This is a genomic window from Candidatus Falkowbacteria bacterium (assembly GCA_016699775.1).
Classification (GTDB): Bacteria; Patescibacteriota; Patescibacteriia; order Patescibacteriales; family Patescibacteriaceae; genus Patescibacterium; species Patescibacterium danicum.
Window position 1 is genome coordinate 387,885 of sequence record CP065010.1, and the last position, 25,825, is coordinate 413,709.

The following is a 25,825-nucleotide window of genomic DNA, read 5'->3' on the forward strand; positions in this document are numbered from 1 at the left end:
ATATGTTAGCTAAATTATTTGGTTCTACAGCGCGTGTAAAAATACTTAAACTTTTTTTACTTAATCCTGACACGTCATATTACATGCGTCAGATTTCTCGTCATCTTAACCTTCAGTTAAGTGCTGTTCGTCGTGAGTTAGAAAATTTAGAAACACTTGGTTTACTTGAAAGTCGTCAAGGTGAAGAACATGAAGAGGGGATGAAAGATGAAAAAGGTAATAAAAATGATCGTAAGTATTTTCAGGCTAATCGAGAATTTATTTTATTTAATGAAATTCGTGAGTTAATTATCAAAGCGCAGGTACTTTGTGAACGTGACTTTACTGATAAACTCAAAAAACTTGGCACCATTAAAATGTTAATTCTTTCTGGTTTGTTTATAAATGACAAGCAAGCACCTGTTGATATGTTAATTGTTGGTAACTTTGATACTAATAAGGTGGCTAAGCTTGTAAAAAATTTGGAAGAAGAATTGGTCAATGAAGTAAATTACGCTGTTTTGTCAGAAGAAGACTTCCAGTATCGTCGTCAAGTGACTGATGTTTTCTTGTATAGTGTCCTTGGTGGCAAAAAAATTGTGGTAATTGATGAGAGTGGGTATCTAAATTTGACGTAGATTCAAGTATAAGTTAATTACTGATTTAAGCAAGAAATAAGCTAGTCTATTGAGCAAAGACTAGTTTTTATCTATTAAAATCTTTTTACCTTGACAATTATTATCGGTTGTGCTATAATCTGCAATTAGTCAAAACAGGCCAAATATAGGCATTTTATATGGAATTACAAAATTTTCTACAATTAGTTAGACGAAAGCGCAAGATAATTTTTGGAATTGTAGCTTTATTTTTAATTGTGGCGGCGGTGGCAGTAGCTTTTCAGCCTTTTAAATATAGTTCACAGTCTCAACTGTTAGTTATACAGGAGCGACAAGGAATGGTTGTAGATGCTTATACTGCTTCTAAATCAAGCGAACATTTATCACGTGTCTTAGCTAGTGTTGTTACTTCTAACTCATTTTTTACAAAAGTAATTACAACCAGTCCAAGTATTAGTACTGACTATTTTGGAAGCACGCCAAAAGATCAGATTAAAGAATGGGGTAAAACGGTTTCTGCAAAACACGTTAATGATACTGGTATTATTGCTATTACCGTGTACCACCCAAATCAAACTGAAGCTGAAAAAATTGCAGCTGCAGTTAATTATGTATTGATGACTCAGCATTCTGCCTATGATGGAGGAGGCGATACTGTTAAGGTTCGTTTAATTGACCAACCAGTTACCTCAAAATATCCAGTGCAGCCAAACGTTGTATTAATTGGAAGCTTAGCCTTAATTTTAGGCTTAATCACTAGTTTAATATATGTATATTTGTTTGCAGATGCTAACATGCCTAAGCAAAATTATTCACCATTACAGAATTTTATTTCACAATCACCAGTAGTTGAACAACCTAAACAATCAGTTTATCAACATAAACAATATTTTGCACCAGCTCATCCAAATTTACCGGAAGAGGTTTTTGCTAGTGCTCGTCATGAACGTAAAGAGCAACCGGTTCAGAATAATCAACGCGCAGATGTAACTCCCTATGGTCATCGTGAATCAGTTACACTTCCTGAATCTCAATTTGAATTCCAAGAATATGAAGAATTTGGTGAGTATATTGACCCTGAAGAATTAATCAATCCAGAAGCTATTGTTCAAAAAGGTGATATGCGTAATATATTACAATAATTCTAACTTAGATACTCCTCTAAAGATTTTGAAAACAAAGCTTGACAGCAAAGAATCTTTAGGGTAGAATTGTGAGTTACAGAATTAACTAATAATCTGGAGAGGAAATCTCAAAGAATTAGTGAAATTCAGTCACAAAGCGTTTTTTAAAAATTTAAATCACAAGTTTAATTAATATAAATAAAAACAGGAGGAAATTTGTTTAAGAAAATGATACTATTGATAACTGCAACTGCTTTTTTGTTATCATGCGGTATGAGCGAAAGCAAAGCTCAAAACAAAAGTCCAGGCAAGTTTTTCGGAAGAAACACATTCGGAGAGTGCTGGGTATTTATTGGAAACGCTTCTGATAAAACCGTAGATATAAATTTCTACGGAGTAACAGGAGCAATTCGCCAGACATCAGACAAAGAAATAAAGAAACTTCTAGGTATTGAGGCCTCGGCTTCAAAATATACTTATAAGGGTATCGACTCTGTAAAGTTTTCCGGTTCCGGTGAAGGAAAAGATCTTAGTACCGGAATCACCTGGGAAAGATGGAGGTCGACTTCTAATCGACTCAACACCATCAGGTTCTCGGGTGGAGGAATCTTCTCATCAAGAAAGCTCAACCAAGGTCAGCAACTGCAAGAGGTTGAGCAAGATACAAGGCTCTACGCACGCATGAGATCTGATATGCACAAAGATCAAATGCACTTTAGTCGGATTACAATCGACGCATGGTATGAACTTCAAGTTCAAGCCAGCGGAGAAAGATCCGTGAGTGGAGTCAAAAATGATTTTAAGCCGATTGACCGATCTAATTTCGGAATGTCGGCAGAAATTGGTTTGCTTTCGTTCTCCCAGGTGTTAGGCAGGAATACTGCTCTGACATTTTCTTTGGGTGGAAAGTACCACAGGTATATCCATCAGGAAGAAACTGGAGAGGTTAAAGCTATCGCCTCGTTCTATAACTACTGGTCTGACATCGTCAGGGTAGTTTATGGGGTGTCATTTAACCTCAAGAAAACAGACGGCAAACCGACAAAAACAATCAGCTGCGCAGTTGATATTCTGAATCTGTGCAAAGGGTTGTTCTGAAATTTTTCACAAAGTAAAAAAAATTTTTCAAAAAAACTTAAAATAAAAAGGAGTAAAAAAATGTTAAATGTTAAAAAGTGGTCAATATTAACCGTAGTTCTTTTCACAGGAATGATATATTTTTCATCATGTGACCTTTTCCAGCAAAGCGTGCCAGAAACAAAGAAAGAAACAAAGCCACCAGCGACTTCACGTACAAATGAAACACAACTCGGTTCACATGGCGTTTTCTTAAACGGTCATATTGCTATGTTTGGAAAAGATGTTGTCATGGACATGGAAAGTCCGACTGACACTTCCTTGAAGTATCGTCCCGATTTACCGGTTTATGCAGCAGCAGGAGACGCAGGACGAGGAAATGGATATATGAATTCGTCAGCAAAAAGTGAATGGAATAAATATAAATTGAACTTTGACGAAGCAAAGCAAGTATGGATTCTTGATCAGCCAGATAAAGACAAAAAACCTTTGATGTTTACTCTGTGTCAAGTAATTGAGTCTCCAAACGGTGCTACTAGGATTATTTGGCTACAGCTCGAGAGGTATGAATCCTCCGGCTATGTGTATGACAATAGACCTGGAAAAAATAAGCGCATAGCATTTTGCGCAGAAGGCTATCAACCTGAAACCATAGGCGGCAAGGAAGTGCCGCTCGTCACTACAGATGGAAAGTTTCCAACCCCGGATCTCCAGTTGACAAAAGTCGCTGGAAAATAAGGAATAATAGGGAAAAAACTTCAAAGAGCATTCAAAACATCGGATGCTCTTTTTTCTTACCAAAAAATTTGACATTTGCCTTTAAATATGTTATATTTTAGCAGAAATTTACGAATTTAGATGTTAGTTATGGAAAATATTCCTTCACTTATTTCACTACAAAAACCACTTGGTAATAAGAAATATGTCTTATTTTTGTTACCAATGATTTTTCTTGCTTCAGCTCTCAGCTTAATCGGTTGGCAGATTGCTATTGGGTTAGCTTTATTTTTAATATTTTATATTTTGGCTAATCAATATGCTTGGCTTTTGATGGTGTTTGCGCCACTGGGATTATTACTGGGAACTATTATCAATCTTGAAATTCGTCCTAATTGGATTTATGAAATTAGTCTTGGAGAAATATGTATTATGGCTGCCTTTGCAACTTTAATCTTGGATACATTATTTAACATACGACAAAAGAAATTACTAATCACCAAAACTGGTTGGTTTCTAATCATCTATTCGCTTTTTGCCACAGCTTCAGTTGCCTATGTTCGTGATTATGAATTATATGTGGCTGGGCTTAAAGTATTAGTTTTAAGTATCATGGCCTATGTTTCAGCAGTTAATTTATTAGAGACTAGATATAAAGTAAAAGCTTTACTGCTCTCACTATCTGTTTTTTCAGCATTACTAGCTTTGCAAATCGTCTTTATTTTATTTAGAGCTGGCTTTTCTCCAGCCATTTTCTTTGACCGAAGTTCAATTACTTTACCTTTTGGTCCTCTGGCTTTAGTTGCGGCGATGTTGGCCTTCTTATTGCCATTAATTTTTAGTTTATATTTTGAATTTAATAAAAAAAGTTCTATTGCTTTTTGGGCCTTACTTATATTTGGTATAGGAGCAATGGCAGTTTTTGTTTCTCTAGGAAAAGCAGCCGCAATGAGCTTAGTGATTGGTTTACTATTTTTGTTTTGGCGTTTTAAAGAGCAGAGAATTATTATTACGCTCTCTCTTTTATTTTTTATTACAGTGGGGTCCCAAACTCTTACTCCGTATGTTCAAGGATTTTGGGAGCGATTAACTCGGTTCTCAGTTGATGCAACTACAACTTTTCGTGTTGAAGAATATAAAGTGGCTAGACAGATTATCACTGACAATCCAATATTTGGTATTGGGGTTGGTGAACAACTCAATCAATATCGTCGACTTCTGCATCCTGAGTATGGGCAGTTAGCTAATAATTATATGCTTCAAGCAGGCATGGATTTGGGAATTATCGGGATGTTTCTTTATCTTTTAATAATTATTTCAGTCTTGGTGTTAATTTTTCGTTTAAATCGAAAACGATCATCACCTCTGATATGGGGGATAACTGCTGCAATACTGGCTGCTGGAATAAATGGTCTTTTTGAAGTCACTGTTTTTGCTTTTCAATATGCAGTTATATTTTGGTTAGTGGTTGGTTTAGCAAGACATTTAAGTTTAGGTAGTCCTAATGTATGGAAAAATTAAGTTGCATTATCCTTAATTATAATACTTCAGAAATGACCCATAAAGTCGTAGCTGGTTTTACTACTGCGGCAGAAAAATTTCCTCATGAAATTATTGTTATTGATAATGGCTCTACGGAAATATTATCTGAATTTTTTAATGAAGGAGTCACTGTTATTAAAAATCAACATAACCTAGGCTTTGCTGCTGGCGTTAATCAGGGGTTAAAGATAGTCACAGGAGATTATATATTATTACTCAATTCAGATGTTTTTATTGACGAAAAAACCATTATTTCTATGATTAATTATTTGGAAAATAATCCATCAGTTGGGATTGTTGGACCGATGATGGTTTTCCCAAAGGGTGATTTTCAAGCTAGCGCCGGTTTTTTTCCAACAATTTGGAGAGAAATTTTACGCTTTTCAACATTAGGGAAATATATTTCCGGCGGAACTTTGTTGTATAGAAACAAACAGACAGAAAAACAATTCTCTCAGCCGATACAGGTTGATTGGGTGAGTGGTGGCTGTATGTTAATAAAAAAACAGGTAGTTGAAAAAATTGGCTTTTTTGATTCTCGGTATTTTTTTAGTATTGAAGATCTTGATTTTTGCTTTCGGTCGCTTCAAAATAATTTTTTGGTTACATATCTGCCAACTGTCTCAGTTGTCCATTATCATGGTCTTTCTTCTGGGGGCCATGGTTCTGCTTATAGCTTAAAACAAGAAAAGATAAGCATGAATCTTTTTTTGCAGAAGTACTTTAGTTCAAAAATATTTTTTAAATATATTTATAATTTTTTATCCCGGATCAAAATTTTTATTTTTGAAAAGATATATAAATAGTAATACTATGAAAGTTGTATTAGTTAATAAATTTAATTTTCTTAAAGGGGGAGCAGATAAATATTTTTTGGAATTATCAGATCTTTTGAAAAGTCAGGGTCACGAAGTGATTAAGTTTTGTATGGATAATCAAAAAAATATACCTGATAAAAACGAAAAATTTTTTGTTAGTTATGTTGATAAACTTCAAAAGGGTTTTATAAATAAATTAAGATATATTGGCAGGATGTTATATAGTTTTGAGGCAAAGAAAAAATTTAAAGCTTTATTAATGGAAACGAAACCGGACATTATTCATATTCATAATATCTATCATCAAATTTCTCCTTCAATTTTAACAGTAGCAAAAAAAATGGGCATTCCGGTTATTATGCACCTCCATGACTATAAGTTGATTTCTCCAAATTATTTGCTATTTAATGATCAAGGAATAGATACCTCCTCTTTGCCTGGGAAATACTATAAGTGTTTTTTAAAGAAAAGCTTTAATAATTCGTATAGCCAGAGTTTTTTGGTGATGATTGAAATGTATTTTCATCATCGTATTTTAAAGATTTATGAAAAGAATATTTTATATTATTGTGCCCCTTCTTTATTTATAAAAAATTTAATGATCAGCTCAGGTATCCCTGCTTCAAAAATTATGTATCTTCCTTATTTTGTTAAAGGAATTGAGGTTGATGAACCAGATTACCACATAGGAAAATATTTTGTATTCTATGGTCGCTTAGAGAAAGAAAAAGGAGTTAACATATTATTAGAGGCAATTTCGCTTGTGCCTGAAGCTAGAGTAAAAATTATTGGGGACGGTAAAGAAAAAAAATCCATGGAAAAACTATCTATAAAATTAGGGTTACAGAACAGAGTTGAATTTAGCCAAGCATTATATAATGAAGATTTAAAAAATGAAATTAGAAGATCTATGGCTGTTATTACTCCTTCGGTATGGTATGAGGTCTTTGGTTTGGTGAATGTTGAAGCGGCCGCACTGGGTAAATTAGTAATTGCCTCAGACATTGGTGGAATTAAGGAAAGTGTAGTTGCGGGTAAATCGGCTTGGTTATTTACAGTTGGAGATGCTAGATCCTTAGCAGATTTACTTAGTAGAGCTATAGAAAATCCTGCTGACGTAATGTTAGCAGGGAAAGAAGGGAGAAAGTTTGTGTTAGAGCATTTTACTGCTTCTCAGCATTGGCTTTTGCTTAAAAAAATATATGAGCAAGCCTTATTACAATAAATCAATGATTAATATTATTTTTTCTTGGTGGCGCAAATTACTATAGAGAGCCAGCCAAGACTATCTTTTTCTTTTTTGAAGCGTTTAGACATGCTTGGCCGTACAGTTTCAACTGCGTTCTCGGGAAGTATAATTTTTGGGTAAATAACAATATTCTCCCACCCATTTTTTTCAAGTAAATTTTTATAAGTCTCAGGACGAATACGATTGGGACTACCAGAAAAACTTAATAATTTATATAGCCATTCTGGGTAGCGATAAATATTAAGAGGATCAGTCTCACGAATCCAGCGACTGTGTGTTTGTAGGTCAACTTCTGCTATTAATATTCCACCTGATTCCATAATTATACTTAACTGTTCGATTGTTCTTGGAATATCTGAAAAATGTTCAAATGCAGCATTACTTAACACAAGATTAATGCCCTGGTTGTTAAAGTGGGTAATATTAAATTTTTTATCGCAAACATAATCAATTTTATTTTTGAGGGTTTGAATATTTAATTTTTGCTTACTGACAAAGCCGTTTAATATTAATTGATGCTCTAATATCTCGTACAATTTGTTTGGTGTTGATAGAGCGAGGGGGTTTACATCTAACGCATGATAAGATTTAGCACCGGTAGCAAGTAGTGTTATGCCTACTCCAAAATCAGCACCAGGACCTAATTCTAATATGGAACAATTTTTCCAACTAAAATTATTTCCCTGGTATTTTTTTCCATACTTCATCCAATTTCCTATGACTTTTAAGTCATATTCCACAACGAGATCAAATTTAGTGACTGGAAATTTGCGCGGACGAGTGTAGCCTTGCAGTTGGTGACGTGGTTTATTAAGGATAAGTATTAGTAATCCAGCCCACCAGTAGAGTATATTTTGAAGTCTTTGTTTCATATGAGTATTACATAATACTTTTAATTTTTTGTCAAAGTTTTTAATTCTATTTTAATGTCAGTCCATACCAGGGATAAGTTTGGTTCTTGAGAGAAAATTTATATGATTGCTCGGGGTATCACGAAGTGAGAGATTTTTGCTTTGGTGTGATATGGTTATCAAAATAATTCAGCCTATCAGAATTAAAATGAGCTGGATGTTAGGCTAAAGTGATAGATGATACTTTGAATTATTTAATGATATATAAATTTCCTAAAAAATTTGTTCATATTCTTGAATTTCTTATAGAAATTGCGAATAATCTAATGATTTGTTTTACGGCTGTAGGTAAATTATTTTAATAGTGATGGGGTAAATTTAGCTAAAATTAGGTAAGAAAAGGCCGGCTTACCGGTCTTGACTTTTTTTTGGGTATATGGTAAGGTAAGGGGTTCTAAGAATTGTAACTATAGTAGACTGCTACATATAAACTATAATATATATTAACTATGTTTATCATTATTTTATGAAAAAAATCTTAATTATCTCTCTTTGTGGGATTGGACTGTTAATTTTAGTGTTTTTAATTGTTCCAATACAAGGTACAAAGGGTAGACTTAAATCATATTACTCTGGGGATGCTATTTCTTATCAAGGGCAGACCGTCATTGCGACTACTAATACTGGTAAATTGGAATTGTTTACATTGGGCCAAAATGGAAATATTGATCGTTTTGCTGAAGTAAAGTCTTATGATCGACGCTTCGGGACATTGGTTGATTTTCGTGATGTGTTATTAAACATTGAAACCGGTTCATTATACGCTTATACAGTTGATGGTAAGTCTTTTGTAAAGTATGATATTTCTGACTTACGTCAAGCGAGAGTAGTTTCTCGAACTGAAGATAATAGTTGGGATTGGTTTGGTGGTTTAGAAAAAATAGATGGTTATGTTTCGACTGTTGGCACTAATGGTATAAAACTTTGGACAGCGAATTTAAATGTTTTTGATCAATATAAAATTACTACACCAGGAAATTATACTTTTAATACAACATCAGCTGGAAGTCAAAAATTTATTTTTACTGTTGCTGATGGGCAAATTAAAATATATGACCGTGAGACACGAAATACGATAAAAACAATCCCCCTGACTTTCACATGGGCAGGAGAATCAAATAAACGATCTGTTTATAATGATAACATTGATGACTCTGTGTATGTTGTTGATGATGCAGAGGTTAAAAAAATTAACTTTAATGGAGAGATTTCCAAAAGTTTTGATCACACTGGTCCTTTTGGTTATGACGTAACATCTTCATCTGATGGAAAATATATTTACTTTACTGATGGAATTGGTATTGTAAAACTTCGTAAGAGTGATTTTGCTGTTATTGATTATTTATATACACAAAGTTTAGGCGGTGGAAATGGTTGGGCAACAGGCATAAAAGTTTTGGATGATCCAGAGGGCGATAAAATTGTTCTATTCAACGGATCAGGTATTATTATTCTTGATCAGAATTTACAACCAATGAAGAATGATTATAATCAATTAGCTATAGCCACAACGACTGAAATTGAAATGTATCCAGTAATTATTGAACCAGTCTATTTATCAGTTGATCGTAATAGAGCGGCCTCAAATAGTATTATTTTATTGAGCGGTGGTGGTTTTGGAAAAAGTGAAATAATTAACATTGATTTTTTGAACACTAGAAATACTGTAGTGGTGGATGAACAAGGGTCATTTTCAATTGCCCTTACAGTCCCAGTCTCAGAGGCAAAGGGTACAGATATAAAAGTTGTTGGTCAGAGTTCAGGTATTAAATATAATTTAGGTTTCTTTATAGAATAATATTTTTAAAGATTTAATTAATATGAAAGTAGTATTTATTGGACAAAAAGGTATCCCAGCCATCGGTGGTGGCGTAGAGCGTTATGTTGAAGACATAGCGACTCGTTTGGTTACCCAAGACCATGAAGTGATTGTTTATACTCGTCCATATTATACTTCAAAAAAAATTACTTCATATAAAAATGTTTCCCTAGTTAGCTTGCCATCCATCCGTACAAAACACCTTGACGCTATTTCACATACCTTTTTAGCAGTAGTTCATGCTTGCTTTTCCAAGGTTGATATTATTCATTTTCAGAGTATTGGTCCGGCTTTATTATCATGGTTACCAAAACTACTTCGTCCAAAAATGATCATTGTTTCAACACTACAAAGTCGTGATTATGAACATTTAAAATGGGGATCTTTTGCTTGTGCAATGTTGAAATTAGGTGAACGCTTTATGTGTCGTTTTTCAGATGAGTTGATTGTTGTTACAGAAAAGATGAAAGATTATGTTAAGTCGGAATATAATTTTGCAGCCACAGTTGTACCTAATGGCTCTAATTTATATGATGTGATTGAAAATGATGATCATATCAAAACTTTAGGACTAGAAAAGCAAAACTATATTGTAGCTATCTCACGTTTAGTTCGGCATAAAGGTTTGGCTTATTTAATTGATGCCTATAAGCAACTGACTACTAATCAAAAGTTAGTAATTGTTGGTAGTGGTTCATTTACTGATGATTATGTTTCTGAACTTAAGGAACTAGCTGGCGATAATCCTAATATTATTTTTACTGGCAACCAATCTGGAGAATCACTAGCACAACTATATTCTCATGCCACATTATTTGTTCAACCCTCAGAATCAGAAGGTCTTTCTTTGGCTTTACTTGAAGCTATGTCTCGTCAGGTTCCTGTGTTGGTGAGTGATATCCTTGAGAACACAGATGCTGTTAAAGATGCTGGTTTTATTTTTGAAAGCAAAAATATTACTGATCTAAAAGAAAAACTTCAATTTATTCTGGATGATCCAGAACAAGCACGTGTAATGGCAATTGCTGGAAGAAAAATTATTGAAAAGCATTACAACTGGGAAAATATTGTTCAGGATATTATGAAGTTGTATACTCATGCTTTGGCTGATAAAAAAGCTTCTTTTTTAGCAAAGCATTTTAGTTTTGTAAAGCGAATTAATGATTTGCTACCAATTTTTTAATCTGGTTTTCAGATAGTGCTTTATTTAGTTTAAAGTAGAGCTATACCTGTAAATCAAGGAAAGCATTTTAAAAAATAAATAGTCTCGAAAAACGGGACAAGGAGAAAAAATGAAAACAGCAATACTCGCCATTATATTGGCGCTGGTATACTGTGGCCAGATAAAAGCACAGGAAGTTGAAGACGTGGAGTCTCAGTACTTACCGTCTGAAGGAAAAAATAAGTATAAAATTCCACTTCCAGAAGTTCCTGAGTGGCGTGATCCGATTATATCTGGAGACTGGATGTGTTGGACTATGGAATCTATTGATAACGCGCAAAACGGTTTTTACCATTTTGAAATTACTGCGTATAATGGTCCGATATTATTTTATTGGAACAATAAAGAACCAACAGCCAATAAATATCTAAACCCTAATTTTCCAGGGTATGATCCAACAACACAGTGCATTCTTTATTATCTTAAAGATGGCAAAGTGTATACAGAAAAGCAAGAAAGTATTTCTCCTGGAGAGAATGGAGATCATTTGATTAGATGGACAGATAATCATAACGGGACTGTGACATACTTTTGTAATAATGCAGATATTGGTGCTGATGTCAGTAATCCATTTGTAATACACTCTGCCTCATCCCCGAATGAATGGTGGAAAAATAAAATATCTCAGACCCTAACGGATGCTTCAGGTTGGGGAAGTGTAATTATTGATAAAAAAAATAATACTTACTATGAAGGTGGCAGTAATAGTAAGTTTATTGAGATTGCGTATGGTGCATACAAAAGTGATGGGACAGAAGCGTATCCGATACATTTCTATGATTCTCATTACTTAAATGAAAAGCGAACAGGATTTAAACCACCTCTGCCGTGGTAAGTTACTTATTAAATAGTGATTAATTCAAACTTAACATAGGAGAAATAACATTGAAAAAGATTCAAAAAAATCCAGTTCTCAAATCTATTGGAAGCTGGGCAGTCGTAATAATGGTTTGCTGGTCACTTATGCTCACTTTTTCCAGTTGTTCAGAATACGGATTAAGTCCCACTGAGCAAAGTTCGGAACCGCCACTGCAGGGAATCGTTGATTTCTTGATGTATGATAATGGTGGCGGTGGGTATGAGCCAAATGGTTTAACTCACACAATTGAGGTGGGTAAAACATTTTATGCTAGAGCTCGAACCAATGATCCATCGATAGTTGCATTTACATGGACATTTGGTGATGGAAATTCTGGACAAGGAAGAGACATACTTCATTCTTATACAGATATTGGTTTATTTAATATCTGTGTCACGGGATGGAGATCTGATTCGACATATGTCACCTTTTGTGATCAGATGAATGTTGTGATTAGCACTTCAAATGCTAATCCAGTAGTAACACAAATTTCAAGTACTCCTGTTTCTGGAGGTAGATATAAGATTGTGCTTGAGTATCGCAAGAGATCAAGCACTGATTATACTACTTGCGGATGGGACACTTCTCGTGCAGCTATCTATAATACCGGAAAAAATATGCCTTGGGTGACTCACCGTCATATCAGCGATACCATTTTTAATGGCAACATGATAGATACAATAAGAGTCGCGAATGGAGATACACTCAAATGGGGATTTGGTGGAAGGTTTTCGGGAGGAGTAATCTGTTATGCTAATATGGCTCCTTCTTTAACCCCTCCTCAAACCAGTAGGTTCTGGCATGATGATTCAAATCCTGCAAACAGAGGTTTGTGGGCAAGAGTTCATAATGGGAATTTAGTTCCATTTGATTCAATCATTGCTGTTCCTGGACCAGTTGGAGATAACATTGTTAGATTGGGAAGAAGTCCAACCAATCAGGATTCGGTAAGATTTTATATGAATGGAGCCTATTGTTTTGGTTCATCCGGAAGTTACCAATGGGCAAATAACATCACTGGCCTCACGGTTGCTAAGAATCTATCTGACGTGCATGGTTTTTCAGGATGGAAAATGGGGGTTGTGCATAAGAATCAAATTCTTGCACTATTAAATTCCATAGTCCAGTTTAAATATGGACGACCTCTTTCTAGTCTGGCTTCGTATGAGGGTTGTATGTTATATAACCCCGACAACGGATTACTAGAGGTTGTAGTAATTGAAATTGGGAACAGTATTCAATCTAGGCCAGTGTTACGTATGATAGATAAGAAAACTGGCGAGATTGTTGCTGAGTTAGATCTTTCATAATTGCTCTTTCAGTATAGCCTAAACCCTGCATGATATTTGATGCAGGGTTTTTTTATTTACCTAAAACAGGGTATACTATGGCTATGATTCTTCTAATTGACTCATCTCAATCTAATTCTTTAAGACTCAGTCTGACTTCAAAGAAAGATAGTGTTTTTGATATTAACATCAAAGCTCACCATACTCAGTCCGAAAAATTACTACCTTTACTAGAAGAACAGCTAACTAAATTTCATCTTAAACTAAGTGATATCACAGGTATTCAAGTTGAAAACAGAGGAGAGGGATTTACTAACCTGAGAATTGGAGTCACAACCGCCAACGCTTTGGCTTTTGCATTAGGTATTTCAGTTACTCCAATAAAAGGAAAAGCCTTAAAAAAGAAAGGGATAATGGTCGTACAGCCAGAATATAGCCGTGCTCCTCATATTACCGTAAAAAAACCACAAGTCTCTAATTAACAAACAAAAATTTAATTACTAACCTTACTACCTGTGCATAACTGGTAGTTTTTTTAATTTTTACTATTTTTTTTGCCTAATCATAGGATAAATATATAAATATTCAGATCGTGGATTGACCTGAGGCAAAAAATGGTGTATAATTACATTAACGAGGTGAAAAGTGGGGAATTGTGGATAAGTTGTGTCTAACTGTTCCTCTAACAATAAGCTATTAAGTTATAAAGTATATGAAATACTTATTTTCTTTATAACTTTTTAAACCTTATTACTTTATAAACTGAGTTTTTCTATGTTTATTGGTGAGTATAATCATACAATTGATGAGAAAGGGAGAATCGCAGTTCCTTCAAAATTCCGCCAGTTATTACGTGGAGGTGCTGTCGTGACTAGGGGATTGGATAATTGTTTGGTTGTCTATACCAAGAAAGAATGGGGGAAGCTTGCTGAAAAGATTGCCTCTTTGCCATTTAACAAAGCCAATGACCGAAGCCTGTCACGTTTCATTTTGGCAGGGGCGATGGAAGTTGATTTTGATGGTCAGGGAAGAGTAACATTACCTGAGTATTTACGAGATTTTGCCAAGTTAACAAAAAAGGCAGTGGTAGCTGGGTTATATAACCGTTTAGAAATCTGGAATGAAGAAGCTTGGAATACCTTTAAAGCGACTACGGAAAAGCAAAGCAATCAGATTGCGGAAGCGTTAGGTGAGATTAATTAATTTAATTCTTAACTTTTAGTTTCTATAGATAGAAACTAAAAATTAGAAATTAAAGTAATGTACCGACACACACCAGTTCTATTACAAGAAGTACTTAGCTATCTAAACCCAAAGCCAGGCGAAAAAATTATTGATGCAACGCTTGGGGGAGGAGGATATACCTTTGCGATAGCTAAACAAGTTGGTAACAAGGGTCAAGTACTTGCCCTTGATATGGACGAACTGGCACTTAGTAATGCCAAATTAAAAATTGCCGATGGCAACATCGGCAATATCGCTTTATCCCATGCAAATTTTAAAGAAATTTCAAGCGTCGCTCAAGAAGAATTCGGCTCGTCACCTGATGTCGATGGTGTTGTCTTTGATTTGGGGCTATCATCAGCTCAACTCGAAGATCGACATCGCGGATTTTCTTTTCAGACGGATGCTCCGTTAAACATGGCGTTTGGTTCAGTAATTTCCAAGAATAGAACATCAACAATTATAAATACAACTCCCGAAAAAGAACTCGCACTGATTATCGGTCGTTTTGGTGAAGAACGTTTCGCCCGCCCGATTGCCCGCGCGATTATCAAAGCTCGTGAAGTTGCTCCAATTGAAACCACAAGTCAGTTAGTAGCAGCCATTGAGCGCGGAGTTCCACCAGCCTATCGACATGGATCTCGTATTCATTTCGCTACTAGAACCTTTCAAGCTATACGCATTGCCACCAATGATGAACTAGAGAATTTAGAAACTGCTTTACGCTCATTACGGGGAATTATGAAAGCGGGTGGAAGAATTGTAGTTGTTTCGTTTCATAGTTTGGAAGATAGAATTGTTAAAAATTTTTTTAAAAATGAAAGCAAAGGCTGTATCTGCCCTCCAAATTTCCCAGTCTGTCGTTGTGGTCACATTCCCTCTCTCGAGATTTTAACAAAAAAAGCTATAACTGCTTCGGAAAAGGAAATAATTGAAAATCCTCGATCACGAAGTGCAAAATTACGTGCCGCTAAAATATTAAAATAATATGACTCGTCATCAATCAACAGTTTCTATAAATCTACAAAAAATAAATATCATCTTGATTGGTGCTTTGATCTTAGCTGCTGTTGGTTATTTTTTTACAATCAATAGCTTGTCAACTAAAGGTTTTGTTTTTAAAGAATTGAAAGAGAAGGTTGCTTCCTTAAATATGGATAAACAGAAAATGGAAAGTCAGGTAACGGCTTTAGCTTCATATCAAAATTTAAATCCTCGTATCCAAACTATGCAAATGGTAGTTTCACGTGATGTTTCTTATATTTCTTGGGATAGTTTTATCGTAGCTCGAAAGTAGCTGTAATCTAACAAAAAAATATGATGGTACGGAATACAAGACGTCATGATCTAAGGAAACCACCGCATCATAGTATGAAAAACCGCGCGATATTAATCTTGGCGGTTATTTTATTATTGCTTGTGGGGCTTGTGGGGAAATTATGCTATTTGCAAATAGTTCGACATGGCCACTATGTTGAAGCAGCCTCAGATCAACATGATGTAACCTATAATCTAAGCCCAGAGCGGGGGAAAATATATATTCAAGAAAATTATTTAACTTCAACTGAGCTTTATCCAATTGCAATTAATAAAGATTTCTTTTCTGTTTTTGCTATTCCCGAGGACATTACAGAACCAGAAGTTAATGCTGAAAAAATCTATTTATTTTTTCATGAAGAAAAAGTTAAACATGAAGTTGAAAAACGTCTTGAACGTGAACGAAAAGATCGTTTAATTAAAGCTTTTGAAGAAGTTAAGAATTTGTCGGAGGTGGAGAGACCAGCTGCCGAAGCTAAAGCAAAATCAGATCATGAAGCCTTACTACGTGATCCTGTTTTTTTGGATTTTGAAAATCAAAAAAGAGAAGAGTTAATTAAAGAGCAACGTGAGATGTTAATTAAAAAGTTCACTGAAGATTTTAGTAAAAGTGATGACACCTATGAGCTAATAGAAAAGAAAATTGAAGAAGATGCCTTGAAGAAGTTTTATTTGTTTATGCTTGATAAAACTGATATTACTCCGAATGATTTAGAAGTAAAAAATGGATCAGTAATTCTATTAAGCGACAATTTAGAAATTAAAGTTCCTGGTTTTAGTTATGCCTTAACTAATTTTCGATTCTACCCTGAAAAAAATATTGGTGCTAATCTGTTGGGCTTTACGAGTTATGAAGATCAATATCAGCACGGGAAGTATGGCCTTGAGGGGTTTTTTGATCAAGATTTATTTGGAAGCGTTGGCTCAGTTCGGTCGGAACGTGGTGCCGGCGGTTTAGTTATTGTTAATAATCGGCAATCTAATGACAAGGTAAATGGTGACAGTTTAGTATTAACGATCGATCGGGCTGCTCAATTTACTGCCTGTAGCAAGCTTGAAGAGTCAGTGAAAAAACATGGGGCTGATGGTGGTAGTGTAATTATTGTTGATCCAAAGACTGGAGCCATTCTTGCTATGTGTTCAATGCCTGATTTTGATCCCAATAATTATAATTTAGTTGATGATATTAGTGTTTATAATAATCCAGCAATTTTTGATCAATATGAACCAGGCTCGGTTTTCAAAGCTATTACCATGGCGGCCGCTTTGGATCAAGGCAAAGTAACTCCAGAAACAACCTATGTTGATAAAGGCCAAGTAATGATTAAAGGTTGGCCAAAACCAATTCGAAATTCTGACTTTGAATCATTTGGAGGTCACGGGACAACTAATATGGTTCAAGTATTAGAAAATTCTTTAAATACAGGGGCAATTTTTGCTATGGAATCGATTGGAGTCAAGAAATTTAGTGAATATGTTAGAGCTTTTGGTTTTGGTGAAAAAACGGGCATTGAATTGGAGGGTGAGGCTGCTGGAAATATTTCTAATATTGTTGGGGGTAATGTTAAAGAAGTGGAAGCAGCTACTGCTTCTTTTGGCCAAGGAATTACCACCACGCCATTGCAAATGGTAATGTCATATGCTGCTATTGCTAATGGGGGAGAACTGTTGAAACCATACATTGTTAAAGAAATAATAAAACCAAATGGTGAACGATCTGTAACCACACCTGCGCCAGCCCGACGAGTTATTTCCGAGCGAACCGCCTCTTTACTAACTGGTATGTTGATTAATGTTGTTGAAAAGGGACATTCTAAGCTTATGCAAGCCCCTGGCTATTATGTTGCTGGAAAGACAGGAACGGCCCAGGTTGCTTCTTCTGTCTCAAAAGGGTATAGTGGGGCCTATATTCATACTTTTATAGGTTATGCACCGGCACAGAGTTCAAGTTTTGTTATTTTAACTAAAATTAATAACCCAAAAGGAGCAAAGTATGCAGAATCAACAGCTGTGCCTTTGGCACGAGATATTTCTCAATTTTTATTAAATCATTGGCAGATCAAAAAAGATCGAACTGATAATATAAAAAAGTAATTCAATATTTAGAATAATACAGATCAGATGCTCAAAAAAATACTACAGAAAAAATTAAAGACACTTTCTTCTCAAATAATCAGGGCTCATAAGCCTGAAATTATTGGTATTACTGGCAGTGTGGGAAAAACAACAACCAAAGAAGCAGTGGCTAAAGTTTTGCAATCACGATTTACAACTCGCGCTTCATATAAAAATTATAATAATGAAATAGGTTTACCATTAACTATAATCGGTGCCGAGTCTCCAGGCCGGTCATTGAAAGGATGGATGTCAGTTTTTAAACAAGCAGAAAAAATAATTTCTGATCCAAAAGTAGCCTATCCAGAAATGTTAGTGTTAGAAATGGGAGTGGACCATCCAGGTGACATGGATTATTTAATTTCTATAGCTAAACCTTCTCGTGCTATTATCACGCGTCTTGGTCGTGCTCACGTAGAGTTTTTTTCTTCAGTTAATGAGTTGCATCAAGAAAAACTGAAATTAGCAAAAGCCTTATCTCTTGATGGTATTTTAATTTATAATTATGATGATGAAAATGTCCGTTCAGCTTGTTCAGATTTTAAAGTCAAGACTATTAGTTATGGATTAACCATTGGAGCTGATGTTAGAGCAACTAATGTCTCCTTACATATTTCTAAAGATAAAGCAGAAGTTGGTATGACGTTTAAACTTGAATATGATGGATCAGTTGTTCCCGTTTTTATTCCTGGGCTCATAAGTCGTCCTAGTTTGTTAGCCGGATTGGCGGCAGCAGCGGTTGGTTTTTCCTATGGTTTTAATGGTATTGAAGTTTCAGATGCTTTACATAATTTTCAGATTCCGCCCGGCAGAATGAATTTAATTGCTGGTATACAAAATACTTTGATTATTGATGATTCCTATAATTCATCACCTGAAGCTGCGAGTGAAAGCATTATGACTGTTTTAGATTTACCTCAAGATCAGTATAACCATTCCTGGGCCATTCTTGGGGATATGAGAGAGTTAGGAAAAGAAAGCCAATCGGCTCATAAACAAATTGGTATTCTTTGTGCAGAAAAGAAAATTGATTATTTAGTAACAGTTGGCGAAGAAGCAGGCTATATTAGTAAAAGTGCTCGGGAGGCAGGAATGAAAGTTAAACATATCCATCATTTTACTGATTCTATGACAGCTGCAGAATTTCTAGTGAATAATATTTCTGATAGAGATCTTATATTAATTAAGGGATCTCAGGCAGTACGTATGGAAAAAATTGTTAAAAAGCTTATGCAAAATCCCAATCAAGCTTCTGAATTATTAGTTAGGCAAGGTATTGAATGGAATTAATAAATAGTTTTGAAATTTTTATAATTTGTAATTTTTAATTTACTCTCATATGTGGAAAGAAGAAAATAATAAACTAGTGCGTGAGTTTACCTTCAAAGATTTCAAAGAGGCCTTTGCTTTTATGACAGCTGTGGCTGAAGTTGTTAATGAGATGGATCATCATCCAGAATGGTCAAATGTATACAATAAAGTGAGTATTTCATTATGTACTCATGACGCAGGGGATATTGTTACTGAGAAAGATCGTGAATTAGCTGCAAGGATTGATAAGATATATTTGAAATGAAAATATAATTTTAAAATCAATAAAGGAAAAAAATATATTGTTTTAATTTATGGTAGTCCCAAGGGGAATCGAACCCCTATTACCAGGATGAGAACCTGGCGTCCTAACCGTTAGACGATGGGACCAAAAAATGAGAAAAAAGTTTAAAAGTTCTTAAAGTTTTAAAGCTTCTTTTCAGGAAAGCTGTAATCTGAAATATAAAGTTATAAAGTTTGTCTGGTGTCACTATTCATAATTACCCCAAAACACTCCCAATAAATTCTTTATGTCCACGAATGAATTCTTCACTAGTCATTGGTTTTTTACCCTCAAGTTGCAATCGACGAACAAGCAGTGAATCTGTGCCACACTGAACAGCTAAACAACTATTATATAAAAAAGTTTTTCCTGGTTTTTGGCTATTTATTTCCACAACTTGTGCGTCAACTTCTAATATTTTTAGTTGTTTGCCTTGGATCCATGTCCAGGCCGAAGGCCAAGAAGTCATGGCTCTAATAAATCGTTCAATATTTTTTGCCGAAGATAGCCAATCAATTATACCATCTTTTTTTTCAAGACGACCAACATAATTTGCCAGGGTGTTGTCTTGCACTTGGGGAGTAATTGCTCCAGCGAGATAATCAGCGAGTGTATCTGGAAGGGTGCGTGCCCCAAGATCAGATAAAGCCACAGCTAAAGAGTCTGCTGTTTCTTCAGGTTTAATTCGATATTCTGCTTGACGGAGCATTGGACCAGTATCCAAGGTTTTATCCATAAGCATTATTGTTACTCCAGTTGTTGAATCACCATTAATCAAGGGAGCTTGTAAAACTGAAGCGCCCCGATATTTTGGTAATAACGATCCATGAACATTTACACAACCAAAGGCGGGGAGACTTAGAATTGATTCTGGAATAATTTGGGCATAGGCAACTACTACCATAACATCTGGTGCCAGCTCGCGAAGATCATCAATAATATGAGAAATTTTTGGTGGTTGAAAAATTTTTAGTCCATAACTACTAGCCACAACTTTAACTGGTGGTGGAGTTAATTCCATTGAGCGTCCAGAGGGCATATCTGGTTGTGATATAACGGCTACAACCTCAAAACGAGCATCTTCGATCAGTGCTTTAAGAGAGGGGACAGAAAATTTTGGTGTCCCAACAAATATGAGGCGTTGTTTTTTCATAATTTATTCTTGACGTATATCTTTAGCTTTATCAATGAATAATATTCCATCTAAATGATCAATCTCATGTTGAATTACTCGAGCCAATAGACCCTCAGCCTCTGCAACTTGTCTTTGCCCTTTTGTATCAAAAAATGAGCATTCAACAGTGCGATATCGTTTTACATTTCCAAACACACCGGGGATTGATAAACAACCCTCTTCACCCCATTCCTGGCGGATAGATTTTTTTACTATTTTTGGGTTAAACATCACTTGTGGTCCGGATTTTGTGCTAACTATAATTAATCTAATATTTTGACCAATTTGTGGAGCAGCCAGACCAATTCCTTTATCAACAATCATAGTTTCGGACATATCAGAAGCTAAGCTGACCAAGTCAGGAATGTTGTTTTGATCAATTTCTACTGAGAGTTCTCGGAGACGTTGATCAGGATGAAAAACTAAGGGTAGAATTTTAGACATAAACATCCTTAATATAGCCGAAAAATTAAGATAAATCAATGGGTGTAACTATTGCGCTCTTGCAAACTTTAGCACAATATACCACTATGAATAGCATATACTCTTTATTGTATAATCACTATGACAGACCAAGCCATTGCCTCATTTAAAGAGATTCTAGAAAATAAAAAAAAGACTCCTAAGCCACCTGCCTATGAATGGCAGGATTTAGCTTTGCGAGTCATACAAGAATTAGGAATTCCTGGCTTTAAAAGAAATTCAGTCTTCAAAGTTTGCCGAGACTTACCTAAGGAAAAAATTCTCCGTGCTTTATCAGATACCAAAGAACTTACCTCAGGAAGTGATCAATGGCGTTATTTTTTTAAAGTAATTGACGCGCAAAAGAAAAGTTAAAAGTTATATCCAATCACAGCATGGCCAACCCCAAACGGACTTTCATATGATAATAATCTTGCTGGCCAGTCAAAATCTTTAACTATTCCTAGTAGAACAGCGATCTGACCAAGATCTTCAACAGCTGCTTCTTCTAGAGTGCTCGCTGGGAGACTAAGCAGTTCTTTGGTCTTACCAGAAATTAAACTAGTAATAATTTTTTGATCTAATTTTTTTGCTTTGGCCAGGTACCCAATTGGAGATTTTTTGCTTAAACGATGTGAGAGATCAGCTGAAATAATTACGGCAATTTTTTTTTCTGAATCTAAAATACATTTTTGTAAATGGTGACCAAGTATGAAGTGGGATTTTAAATTTGAATTAGTAGTTATTAGTGGCAATATTGGTGTAGTCTCTGTCACCCCAGCCAAAGATAAAGAAATTGAAGCTGTATAATGTAGCTCATCATTGGATATAAGCTTGATTGTTTCTTCACTCTCGAGTTTTTCTCGAAATTGAGCAGCTAATTGTAGTTCACCTTTAAATTGCCAACGAGTAACTAAATCTCCAAAAGCACTTAAATCAGAATTAAATTTAGGGGATACATTGATTGCAAATGTATGTATCGGCTTTGTCTCGTCATTACTAATAATCATGACCACATCAGGTTGTGATGTTTGAAGTTGTGAAGCTATAGTTTTACAAGCTTCAAGAGTAGCAGGAAAAAGATCTTGGTTTTTTTTGCCAATATTTGGAACCAGAAGAGGGCTATGAGGAACAATGGCAGCAAAAACTAATGACATAGAAATTTATAGACTTACTGATACTATTGGACCATTATTATGTAGATCTAACATTTTTTGAGAAAAAGTCATTACGTTTTGCCATTTATAGCCAAGTTTTATAAAAGTTTCACCTGAATCAAAAGGTCGCTTAATTCCATTTTCAATAACATAGACTGCTGGTGAGGTTGTTGATTTAACTAAATCTCCATCGTTAAATCGGATTGGATCAACAGTTGGATATTTCTCTAACTCACTTTGAATAACAGGAGTAATTTTTTTATTTTTAAATCTTGTTTTTAAAAACATACTGTCCCAGATTGGTGCTTTAACTCCGGCATTAAGCCAATAAACACCACCTGTTTTTTTGTCTTGAAGTAGAGCACCGGTGGGGTAGGCAGAGGTTACAGAAATTACTTCACCCTCCTGATAACCATCAACGTCTGTTTGACCAGCAGTAATGATTTCTTCAGGGTTAAAGCCAAGTTTTCTAAATGCTTCCATATTAGAAAAACGTCGCTTAGTATTATCAACTAATAAATAGATTTGCCCGGTTGGAATGCGAACAATTGAGTATTGTGAAAAACGAATTGGTTGACCAACTGGATATTTATCAAGATCAGCTTTTGAAACAATTTGGACACGAGAGATGTCGTAACGTGAAGTTAGAGCTCCGCGGGTTAAAAAGGCTCTTTTCATTCCGTTTTCAATTAGCCAAACTCCTGTTTCTCCGCCTACTTGAAGGAGGGAACCATTCAGATAGTTTCTGGTAAAGTATCGTTGCCAAATTTTCCAAAAATTATAATTTCCATTATAAACATGAGGAGTGTAATTATAGAGAGCAGCTGTGGCTTGATTCATTAAAGTAACGGTAATGTCGCCTTTAAAAGTTGTTGAGTATGGGTTAGTAAACGTATAGGTTTGACCAGCTTTAAATCTATATAAATGGGGGTTGTCCATGTAATCACGGAATTGCAAAGAAGCACTATTAATTTGTTTCCAAAAACCACGCCAGCGATCATTACACCCACCACCATCTGGACAACCATAGCCTGTAGCCCAATCTAATCGTCCTTGGCTTGGTGAAGCATCTTCAATTAAGCCCTGTTCTTTCTGTAATAAAACAATAATAAACTTTGGATTTACGCGATTATTTATTGCTCTTTCATAAATAGCTTGCGCAGCTGACATGCTATTACCTGTGGCATCAACAACCTGGTAGGTAGCCAGAAAACTATTCTTTGCTTGAAGTAAAGCCTGTATATCCGCTAACGTCATTCCACTTGAGTCAAGAATCTCTTGATCACTAATAATATAGGCAGGATTAAAATTGCTATCTTGGGCAAGACTAGGGAAAGCAATCACTAGGCCGATAATTACGCTAATACTTGCAGTTATTATTTGTTTTATTTTCATGGTAATTATTTTGTATCTTAAAAGCTTAATTATACTATAATTTTACGCGTTGAACAAACTAATATTTTATCATTTCTTTGGGTTGACAATGGCAAGAAATTGTGGTAGCATTTTGGGTTATTTCTTTAACAATTTGTTTAATTAAAAACCCTTTAAATAAGGGAGAAAGGAGCAATAAAGTAATGAAGAAAGTAGTATTTTTTATAGTTTGGTTTTTGATTCTGATAGTTAGTAAAGAAATTCATGCTAGTTGGGGGACTATTCCAAGCCCAGTTAGTAAAAACTTGAAATCAATAAATTTTATCAACGCAATTGTGCCCTCTTTATATACTGTAGGTGACTCGGGCACAATAATGAAGAGTGATCATCCTCTTGGATTTAACTGGAGGTCATTGCCGTCGCCAACAAATCAAAATCTTATTGGCTTGGGTTCTTTTCAAAATACTCTCCCGATATTCGCTTTATCAAGCAAAGGAGTGGTTTTGAAATCAACTAATGGCGAAAACTGGTCTGTACTCTCAGAGATACAGATGAGCGATAGTCTGAATTTGGTTGGTATCTTCACAACCTCAGCCAAGCTTTATATTTACGGGAACGTAAATAGCCAATTTCATGGCTTTGAGCAATCTACTGTTCATCTATACATTATGAACAATGTAGATGGTTCATATACTGAGACTGTTATCCCTAATCAAACAGCAACATCAATGTTTGATTGGAATGGAGAAATAATAATAGCCGGCAGGGACATGAGCAATCCATTTACGAATGGAAGAGGGTTTCTTATGAATGTAGAAACAAGTGTTAGATACTCTCTCGAAAACTCTTGGCAAGACTATGAGATCGTTTCTGCGCCAAAGCAAGGAAGTGATCAGTACTTGGTGCTAAATTTGAGAACACCTTGTGGTGAATCTCAAAGAGTAGTGAGGTTAAACGGATTAGATAGCATAATCATTCTTTCCGATTTTTCAAAAGAGTATTACCATCGTGGGATGTGCGGTTACGCATACACGGAAGGTGTTAAGTGCTACTTAACACAAATTGGTAAAATTCAAAATTTCATTGGTATAGGAAATAGCCAAAATATAATAAGGTTTAGTCCGGACTCGGGATATAGTTCCATTGAGTATCAGGGGCTTGCTCCTTTGAGGAGTATGGTCCAGATATCCAACCACCATATTGTAATGGTTGGGGATAATGGATTAATAGTAGGAAAAATTGACATTCCGCTGCCCGTTGAACTCTCTTCTTTCACCTCAATGGTGAATGGAAATAATGTTCAACTAAACTGGACAACGTCTTCGGAGATCAATAATTCAGGCTTTAACATTGAGAGATCATCAGCTCCCGGACAATGGTTAAAGATAGGAAATGTAACAGGGAAGGGTACCATCAATTTATCGGTTGAGTATTCATACACTGATAAGAATCTTGCTACCGGGAAATATTCATACAGACTCAAACAAATTGACTACAATGGTAACTACGAATACTTCGATCTCAGCAATGAAGTAATCATCGGAGTTCCGGATAAGTTTATTCTCTCTCAAAACTATCCGAATCCTTTCAATCCCTCAACTACCATTAGCTACTCAATTCCAAGCCCCGGAATAGTCAAGATAAAAATCTTTGACCTATCAGGTAAAGAAGTGATGACGGCTGTTAATGAATACAAGCTAGCCGGCCATCATTCAGCAGTATTGAATGCAAGTAATCTTCCGAGTGGAGTGTATTACTACACACTCAATTCGCAGGGATTCACTGATACAAAAAAAATGGTGCTTATCAAATAAGACCATAAGTTCTTTTAGATTCTAGCTTTGCTCAAACCCCCTCGCAATTCATCGTGAGGCGGGTTTTTTATTTTATTTTTGTGATTTCTAATTTAGTCTGTCATTTTAATTATTTTTGTATGTTATCCCTGAATCTTCTCTGTCATCCCCGCTTGCCTGCCGGCAGGCAGGTGTATGCGGGGATCTGGCTAAAATTATTATCTTATATCATTCACGAGATCCCCGACCAAGTCGGGGATGACAGTGGAGAGTCGAGGATTTCAGAGGGTACTTGTATTGTATGTAACAAGCCTTAGAAAATGTACGTAACAGGTGAGTGAATTCAAGAATGTGGCCGAGCTTACTGTTTGACGAGTCCTCATTATAGTGAG

Annotated in this window: 25 protein-coding genes and 1 tRNA gene; 20 read left to right on the top strand and 6 right to left on the bottom strand. The window is 35.4% G+C overall.

The window, feature by feature from the left end; genetic code table 11:
• The first annotated feature begins 2 nt into the window (after positions 1-2).
• The 7 genes from IPN41_01980 (at position 3) to IPN41_02010 (ending at position 7,099) form a co-directional block, all read left to right on the top strand.
• Positions 3-617: an ArsR family transcriptional regulator gene (locus IPN41_01980; protein ID QQS60721.1), complete on the top strand. Its 615-nt coding sequence runs from the start codon at positions 3-5 to the stop codon at positions 615-617.
• A 158-nt stretch (positions 618-775) separates the two neighbouring features.
• Positions 776-1,738 carry a hypothetical protein gene (locus tag IPN41_01985; protein ID QQS60722.1) on the top strand — a complete coding sequence of 321 codons (963 nt, stop codon included), beginning with the start codon at positions 776-778 and terminating at the stop codon, positions 1,736-1,738.
• Positions 1,739-1,936: 198 nt separating this feature from the next.
• Positions 1,937-2,818, top strand: coding sequence for a hypothetical protein (locus IPN41_01990; protein QQS60723.1), 882 nt, complete (start codon positions 1,937-1,939; stop codon positions 2,816-2,818).
• 60 nt (positions 2,819-2,878) lie between these two features.
• Positions 2,879-3,535 carry a hypothetical protein gene (locus IPN41_01995; protein QQS60724.1) on the top strand — a complete coding sequence of 219 codons (657 nt, stop codon included), beginning with the start codon at positions 2,879-2,881 and terminating at the stop codon, positions 3,533-3,535.
• A gap of 129 nt (positions 3,536-3,664) precedes the next feature.
• Positions 3,665-5,035: an O-antigen ligase family protein gene (locus IPN41_02000; GenBank protein QQS60725.1), complete on the top strand. Its 1,371-nt coding sequence runs from the start codon at positions 3,665-3,667 to the stop codon at positions 5,033-5,035.
• Positions 5,023-5,862: a glycosyltransferase family 2 protein gene (locus IPN41_02005; GenBank protein ID QQS60726.1), complete on the top strand. Its 840-nt coding sequence runs from the start codon at positions 5,023-5,025 to the stop codon at positions 5,860-5,862. Before IPN41_02000 ends, IPN41_02005 begins: the two co-directional genes overlap by 13 nt.
• A 7-nt stretch (positions 5,863-5,869) precedes the next feature.
• Entirely contained in the window at positions 5,870-7,099 is a 1,230-nt protein-coding gene (locus IPN41_02010) for a glycosyltransferase (protein QQS60727.1), read from the top strand.
• A 14-nt stretch (positions 7,100-7,113) separates the two neighbouring features.
• Here IPN41_02010 and IPN41_02015 read toward each other — a convergent pair whose 3' ends face one another.
• Positions 7,114-7,995 (bottom strand): methyltransferase domain-containing protein, encoded by an 882-nt coding sequence (locus tag IPN41_02015; protein QQS60728.1) that lies wholly within the window; start codon positions 7,993-7,995, stop codon positions 7,114-7,116.
• Positions 7,996-8,500: 505 nt separating this feature from the next.
• On the opposite strand from IPN41_02015, the gene IPN41_02020 reads away from it, so the two are divergent.
• The 11 genes from IPN41_02020 (at position 8,501) to IPN41_02070 (ending at position 19,455) form a co-directional block, all read left to right on the top strand.
• Positions 8,501-9,832 (top strand): hypothetical protein, encoded by a 1,332-nt coding sequence (locus IPN41_02020; GenBank protein ID QQS60729.1) that lies wholly within the window; start codon positions 8,501-8,503, stop codon positions 9,830-9,832.
• A 22-nt stretch (positions 9,833-9,854) separates the two neighbouring features.
• Positions 9,855-11,036: a glycosyltransferase family 4 protein gene (locus tag IPN41_02025; GenBank protein QQS60730.1), complete on the top strand. Its 1,182-nt coding sequence runs from the start codon at positions 9,855-9,857 to the stop codon at positions 11,034-11,036.
• Positions 11,037-11,145: 109 nt separating this feature from the next.
• Positions 11,146-11,910 carry a hypothetical protein gene (locus IPN41_02030; protein ID QQS60731.1) on the top strand — a complete coding sequence of 255 codons (765 nt, stop codon included), beginning with the start codon at positions 11,146-11,148 and terminating at the stop codon, positions 11,908-11,910.
• A 128-nt stretch (positions 11,911-12,038) separates the two neighbouring features.
• Positions 12,039-13,244, top strand: a complete 1,206-nt coding sequence (locus IPN41_02035; protein ID QQS60732.1) for a PKD domain-containing protein — start codon at positions 12,039-12,041, stop codon at positions 13,242-13,244.
• Positions 13,245-13,321: 77 nt separating this feature from the next.
• Positions 13,322-13,705: a hypothetical protein gene (locus IPN41_02040; protein QQS60733.1), complete on the top strand. Its 384-nt coding sequence runs from the start codon at positions 13,322-13,324 to the stop codon at positions 13,703-13,705.
• 292 nt (positions 13,706-13,997) lie between these two features.
• Complete coding sequence (gene mraZ, locus IPN41_02045) at positions 13,998-14,426, top strand: division/cell wall cluster transcriptional repressor MraZ (GenBank protein QQS60734.1); 429 nt, start codon at positions 13,998-14,000, stop codon at positions 14,424-14,426.
• Positions 14,427-14,483: 57 nt separating this feature from the next.
• Positions 14,484-15,434 carry a 16S rRNA (cytosine(1402)-N(4))-methyltransferase RsmH gene (rsmH, locus tag IPN41_02050; protein ID QQS60735.1) on the top strand — a complete coding sequence of 317 codons (951 nt, stop codon included), beginning with the start codon at positions 14,484-14,486 and terminating at the stop codon, positions 15,432-15,434.
• 1 nt (position 15,435) lies between these two features.
• A complete protein-coding gene (locus tag IPN41_02055; protein ID QQS60736.1) occupies positions 15,436-15,744 on the top strand; it encodes a hypothetical protein in 309 nt (102 codons plus the stop codon).
• Positions 15,745-15,764: 20 nt separating this feature from the next.
• A complete protein-coding gene (locus tag IPN41_02060; GenBank protein ID QQS60737.1) occupies positions 15,765-17,858 on the top strand; it encodes a penicillin-binding protein 2 in 2,094 nt (697 codons plus the stop codon).
• Positions 17,859-17,885: 27 nt separating this feature from the next.
• A complete protein-coding gene (locus tag IPN41_02065; protein QQS60738.1) occupies positions 17,886-19,169 on the top strand; it encodes a UDP-N-acetylmuramoyl-tripeptide--D-alanyl-D-alanine ligase in 1,284 nt (427 codons plus the stop codon).
• 49 nt (positions 19,170-19,218) lie between these two features.
• Positions 19,219-19,455, top strand: coding sequence for a 4a-hydroxytetrahydrobiopterin dehydratase (locus IPN41_02070; protein QQS60739.1), 237 nt, complete (start codon positions 19,219-19,221; stop codon positions 19,453-19,455).
• A gap of 50 nt (positions 19,456-19,505) precedes the next feature.
• On the opposite strand, the gene IPN41_02075 is transcribed toward IPN41_02070, so the two are convergent.
• From IPN41_02075 to def, 3 genes are all read right to left on the bottom strand, one after another.
• Positions 19,506-19,580: transfer RNA gene (locus tag IPN41_02075), tRNA-Glu, on the bottom strand.
• Between the two features lie 110 nt (positions 19,581-19,690).
• Positions 19,691-20,626, bottom strand: coding sequence for a methionyl-tRNA formyltransferase (locus IPN41_02080; protein QQS60740.1), 936 nt, complete (start codon positions 20,624-20,626; stop codon positions 19,691-19,693).
• Positions 20,627-20,629: 3 nt separating this feature from the next.
• On the bottom strand, positions 20,630-21,091 hold the full coding sequence (def, locus tag IPN41_02085; protein QQS60741.1) for a peptide deformylase: 462 nt from the start codon (positions 21,089-21,091) through the stop codon (positions 20,630-20,632).
• Between the two features lie 120 nt (positions 21,092-21,211).
• On the opposite strand from def, the gene IPN41_02090 reads away from it, so the two are divergent.
• Positions 21,212-21,484: a hypothetical protein gene (locus tag IPN41_02090; GenBank protein ID QQS60742.1), complete on the top strand. Its 273-nt coding sequence runs from the start codon at positions 21,212-21,214 to the stop codon at positions 21,482-21,484.
• Here IPN41_02090 and amrB read toward each other — a convergent pair.
• Complete coding sequence (gene amrB / locus IPN41_02095; GenBank protein ID QQS60743.1) at positions 21,481-22,266, bottom strand: AmmeMemoRadiSam system protein B; 786 nt, start codon at positions 22,264-22,266, stop codon at positions 21,481-21,483. The genes IPN41_02090 and amrB overlap by 4 nt on opposite strands.
• A 6-nt stretch (positions 22,267-22,272) precedes the next feature.
• Positions 22,273-23,661, bottom strand: coding sequence for a hypothetical protein (locus IPN41_02100; protein ID QQS60744.1), 1,389 nt, complete (start codon positions 23,659-23,661; stop codon positions 22,273-22,275).
• Between the two features lie 182 nt (positions 23,662-23,843).
• Here IPN41_02100 and IPN41_02105 point away from each other — a divergent pair, with 182 nt between their 5' ends.
• Positions 23,844-25,454: a T9SS type A sorting domain-containing protein gene (locus tag IPN41_02105; protein ID QQS60745.1), complete on the top strand. Its 1,611-nt coding sequence runs from the start codon at positions 23,844-23,846 to the stop codon at positions 25,452-25,454.
• Positions 25,455-25,825: the final 371 nt, after the last annotated feature.

Bases quoted from the DNA above. Each gene is read 5' to 3' on its own strand.
- IPN41_02055 (QQS60736.1), top strand. From the start codon at position 15,436: ATGACTCGTCATCAATCAACAGTTTCTATAAATCTACAAAAAATAAAT.
- IPN41_02090 (QQS60742.1), top strand. From the start codon at position 21,212: ATGACAGACCAAGCCATTGCCTCATTTAAAGAGATTCTAGAAAATAAA.
- IPN41_02005 (QQS60726.1), top strand. From the start codon at position 5,023: ATGGAAAAATTAAGTTGCATTATCCTTAATTATAATACTTCAGAAATG.
- IPN41_02035 (QQS60732.1), top strand. From the start codon at position 12,039: ATGCTCACTTTTTCCAGTTGTTCAGAATACGGATTAAGTCCCACTGAG.
- IPN41_02105 (QQS60745.1), top strand. From the start codon at position 23,844: ATGAAGAAAGTAGTATTTTTTATAGTTTGGTTTTTGATTCTGATAGTT.
- IPN41_01985 (QQS60722.1), top strand. From the start codon at position 776: ATGGAATTACAAAATTTTCTACAATTAGTTAGACGAAAGCGCAAGATA.
- IPN41_02000 (QQS60725.1), top strand. From the start codon at position 3,665: ATGGAAAATATTCCTTCACTTATTTCACTACAAAAACCACTTGGTAAT.
- amrB (QQS60743.1), bottom strand. From the start codon at position 22,266: ATGTCATTAGTTTTTGCTGCCATTGTTCCTCATAGCCCTCTTCTGGTT.
- IPN41_02025 (QQS60730.1), top strand. From the start codon at position 9,855: ATGAAAGTAGTATTTATTGGACAAAAAGGTATCCCAGCCATCGGTGGT.
- IPN41_02030 (QQS60731.1), top strand. From the start codon at position 11,146: ATGAAAACAGCAATACTCGCCATTATATTGGCGCTGGTATACTGTGGC.
- IPN41_02015 (QQS60728.1), bottom strand. From the start codon at position 7,995: ATGAAACAAAGACTTCAAAATATACTCTACTGGTGGGCTGGATTACTA.
- def (QQS60741.1), bottom strand. From the start codon at position 21,091: ATGTCTAAAATTCTACCCTTAGTTTTTCATCCTGATCAACGTCTCCGA.
- IPN41_02065 (QQS60738.1), top strand. From the start codon at position 17,886: ATGCTCAAAAAAATACTACAGAAAAAATTAAAGACACTTTCTTCTCAA.
- IPN41_02060 (QQS60737.1), top strand. From the start codon at position 15,765: ATGATGGTACGGAATACAAGACGTCATGATCTAAGGAAACCACCGCAT.
- IPN41_02020 (QQS60729.1), top strand. From the start codon at position 8,501: ATGAAAAAAATCTTAATTATCTCTCTTTGTGGGATTGGACTGTTAATT.
- IPN41_02100 (QQS60744.1), bottom strand. From the start codon at position 23,661: ATGAAAATAAAACAAATAATAACTGCAAGTATTAGCGTAATTATCGGC.
- mraZ (QQS60734.1), top strand. From the start codon at position 13,998: ATGTTTATTGGTGAGTATAATCATACAATTGATGAGAAAGGGAGAATC.
- IPN41_02010 (QQS60727.1), top strand. From the start codon at position 5,870: ATGAAAGTTGTATTAGTTAATAAATTTAATTTTCTTAAAGGGGGAGCA.
- IPN41_02080 (QQS60740.1), bottom strand. From the start codon at position 20,626: ATGAAAAAACAACGCCTCATATTTGTTGGGACACCAAAATTTTCTGTC.
- IPN41_02070 (QQS60739.1), top strand. From the start codon at position 19,219: ATGTGGAAAGAAGAAAATAATAAACTAGTGCGTGAGTTTACCTTCAAA.
- IPN41_01980 (QQS60721.1), top strand. From the start codon at position 3: ATGTTAGCTAAATTATTTGGTTCTACAGCGCGTGTAAAAATACTTAAA.
- IPN41_02040 (QQS60733.1), top strand. From the start codon at position 13,322: ATGGCTATGATTCTTCTAATTGACTCATCTCAATCTAATTCTTTAAGA.
- rsmH (QQS60735.1), top strand. From the start codon at position 14,484: ATGTACCGACACACACCAGTTCTATTACAAGAAGTACTTAGCTATCTA.
- IPN41_01995 (QQS60724.1), top strand. From the start codon at position 2,879: ATGTTAAATGTTAAAAAGTGGTCAATATTAACCGTAGTTCTTTTCACA.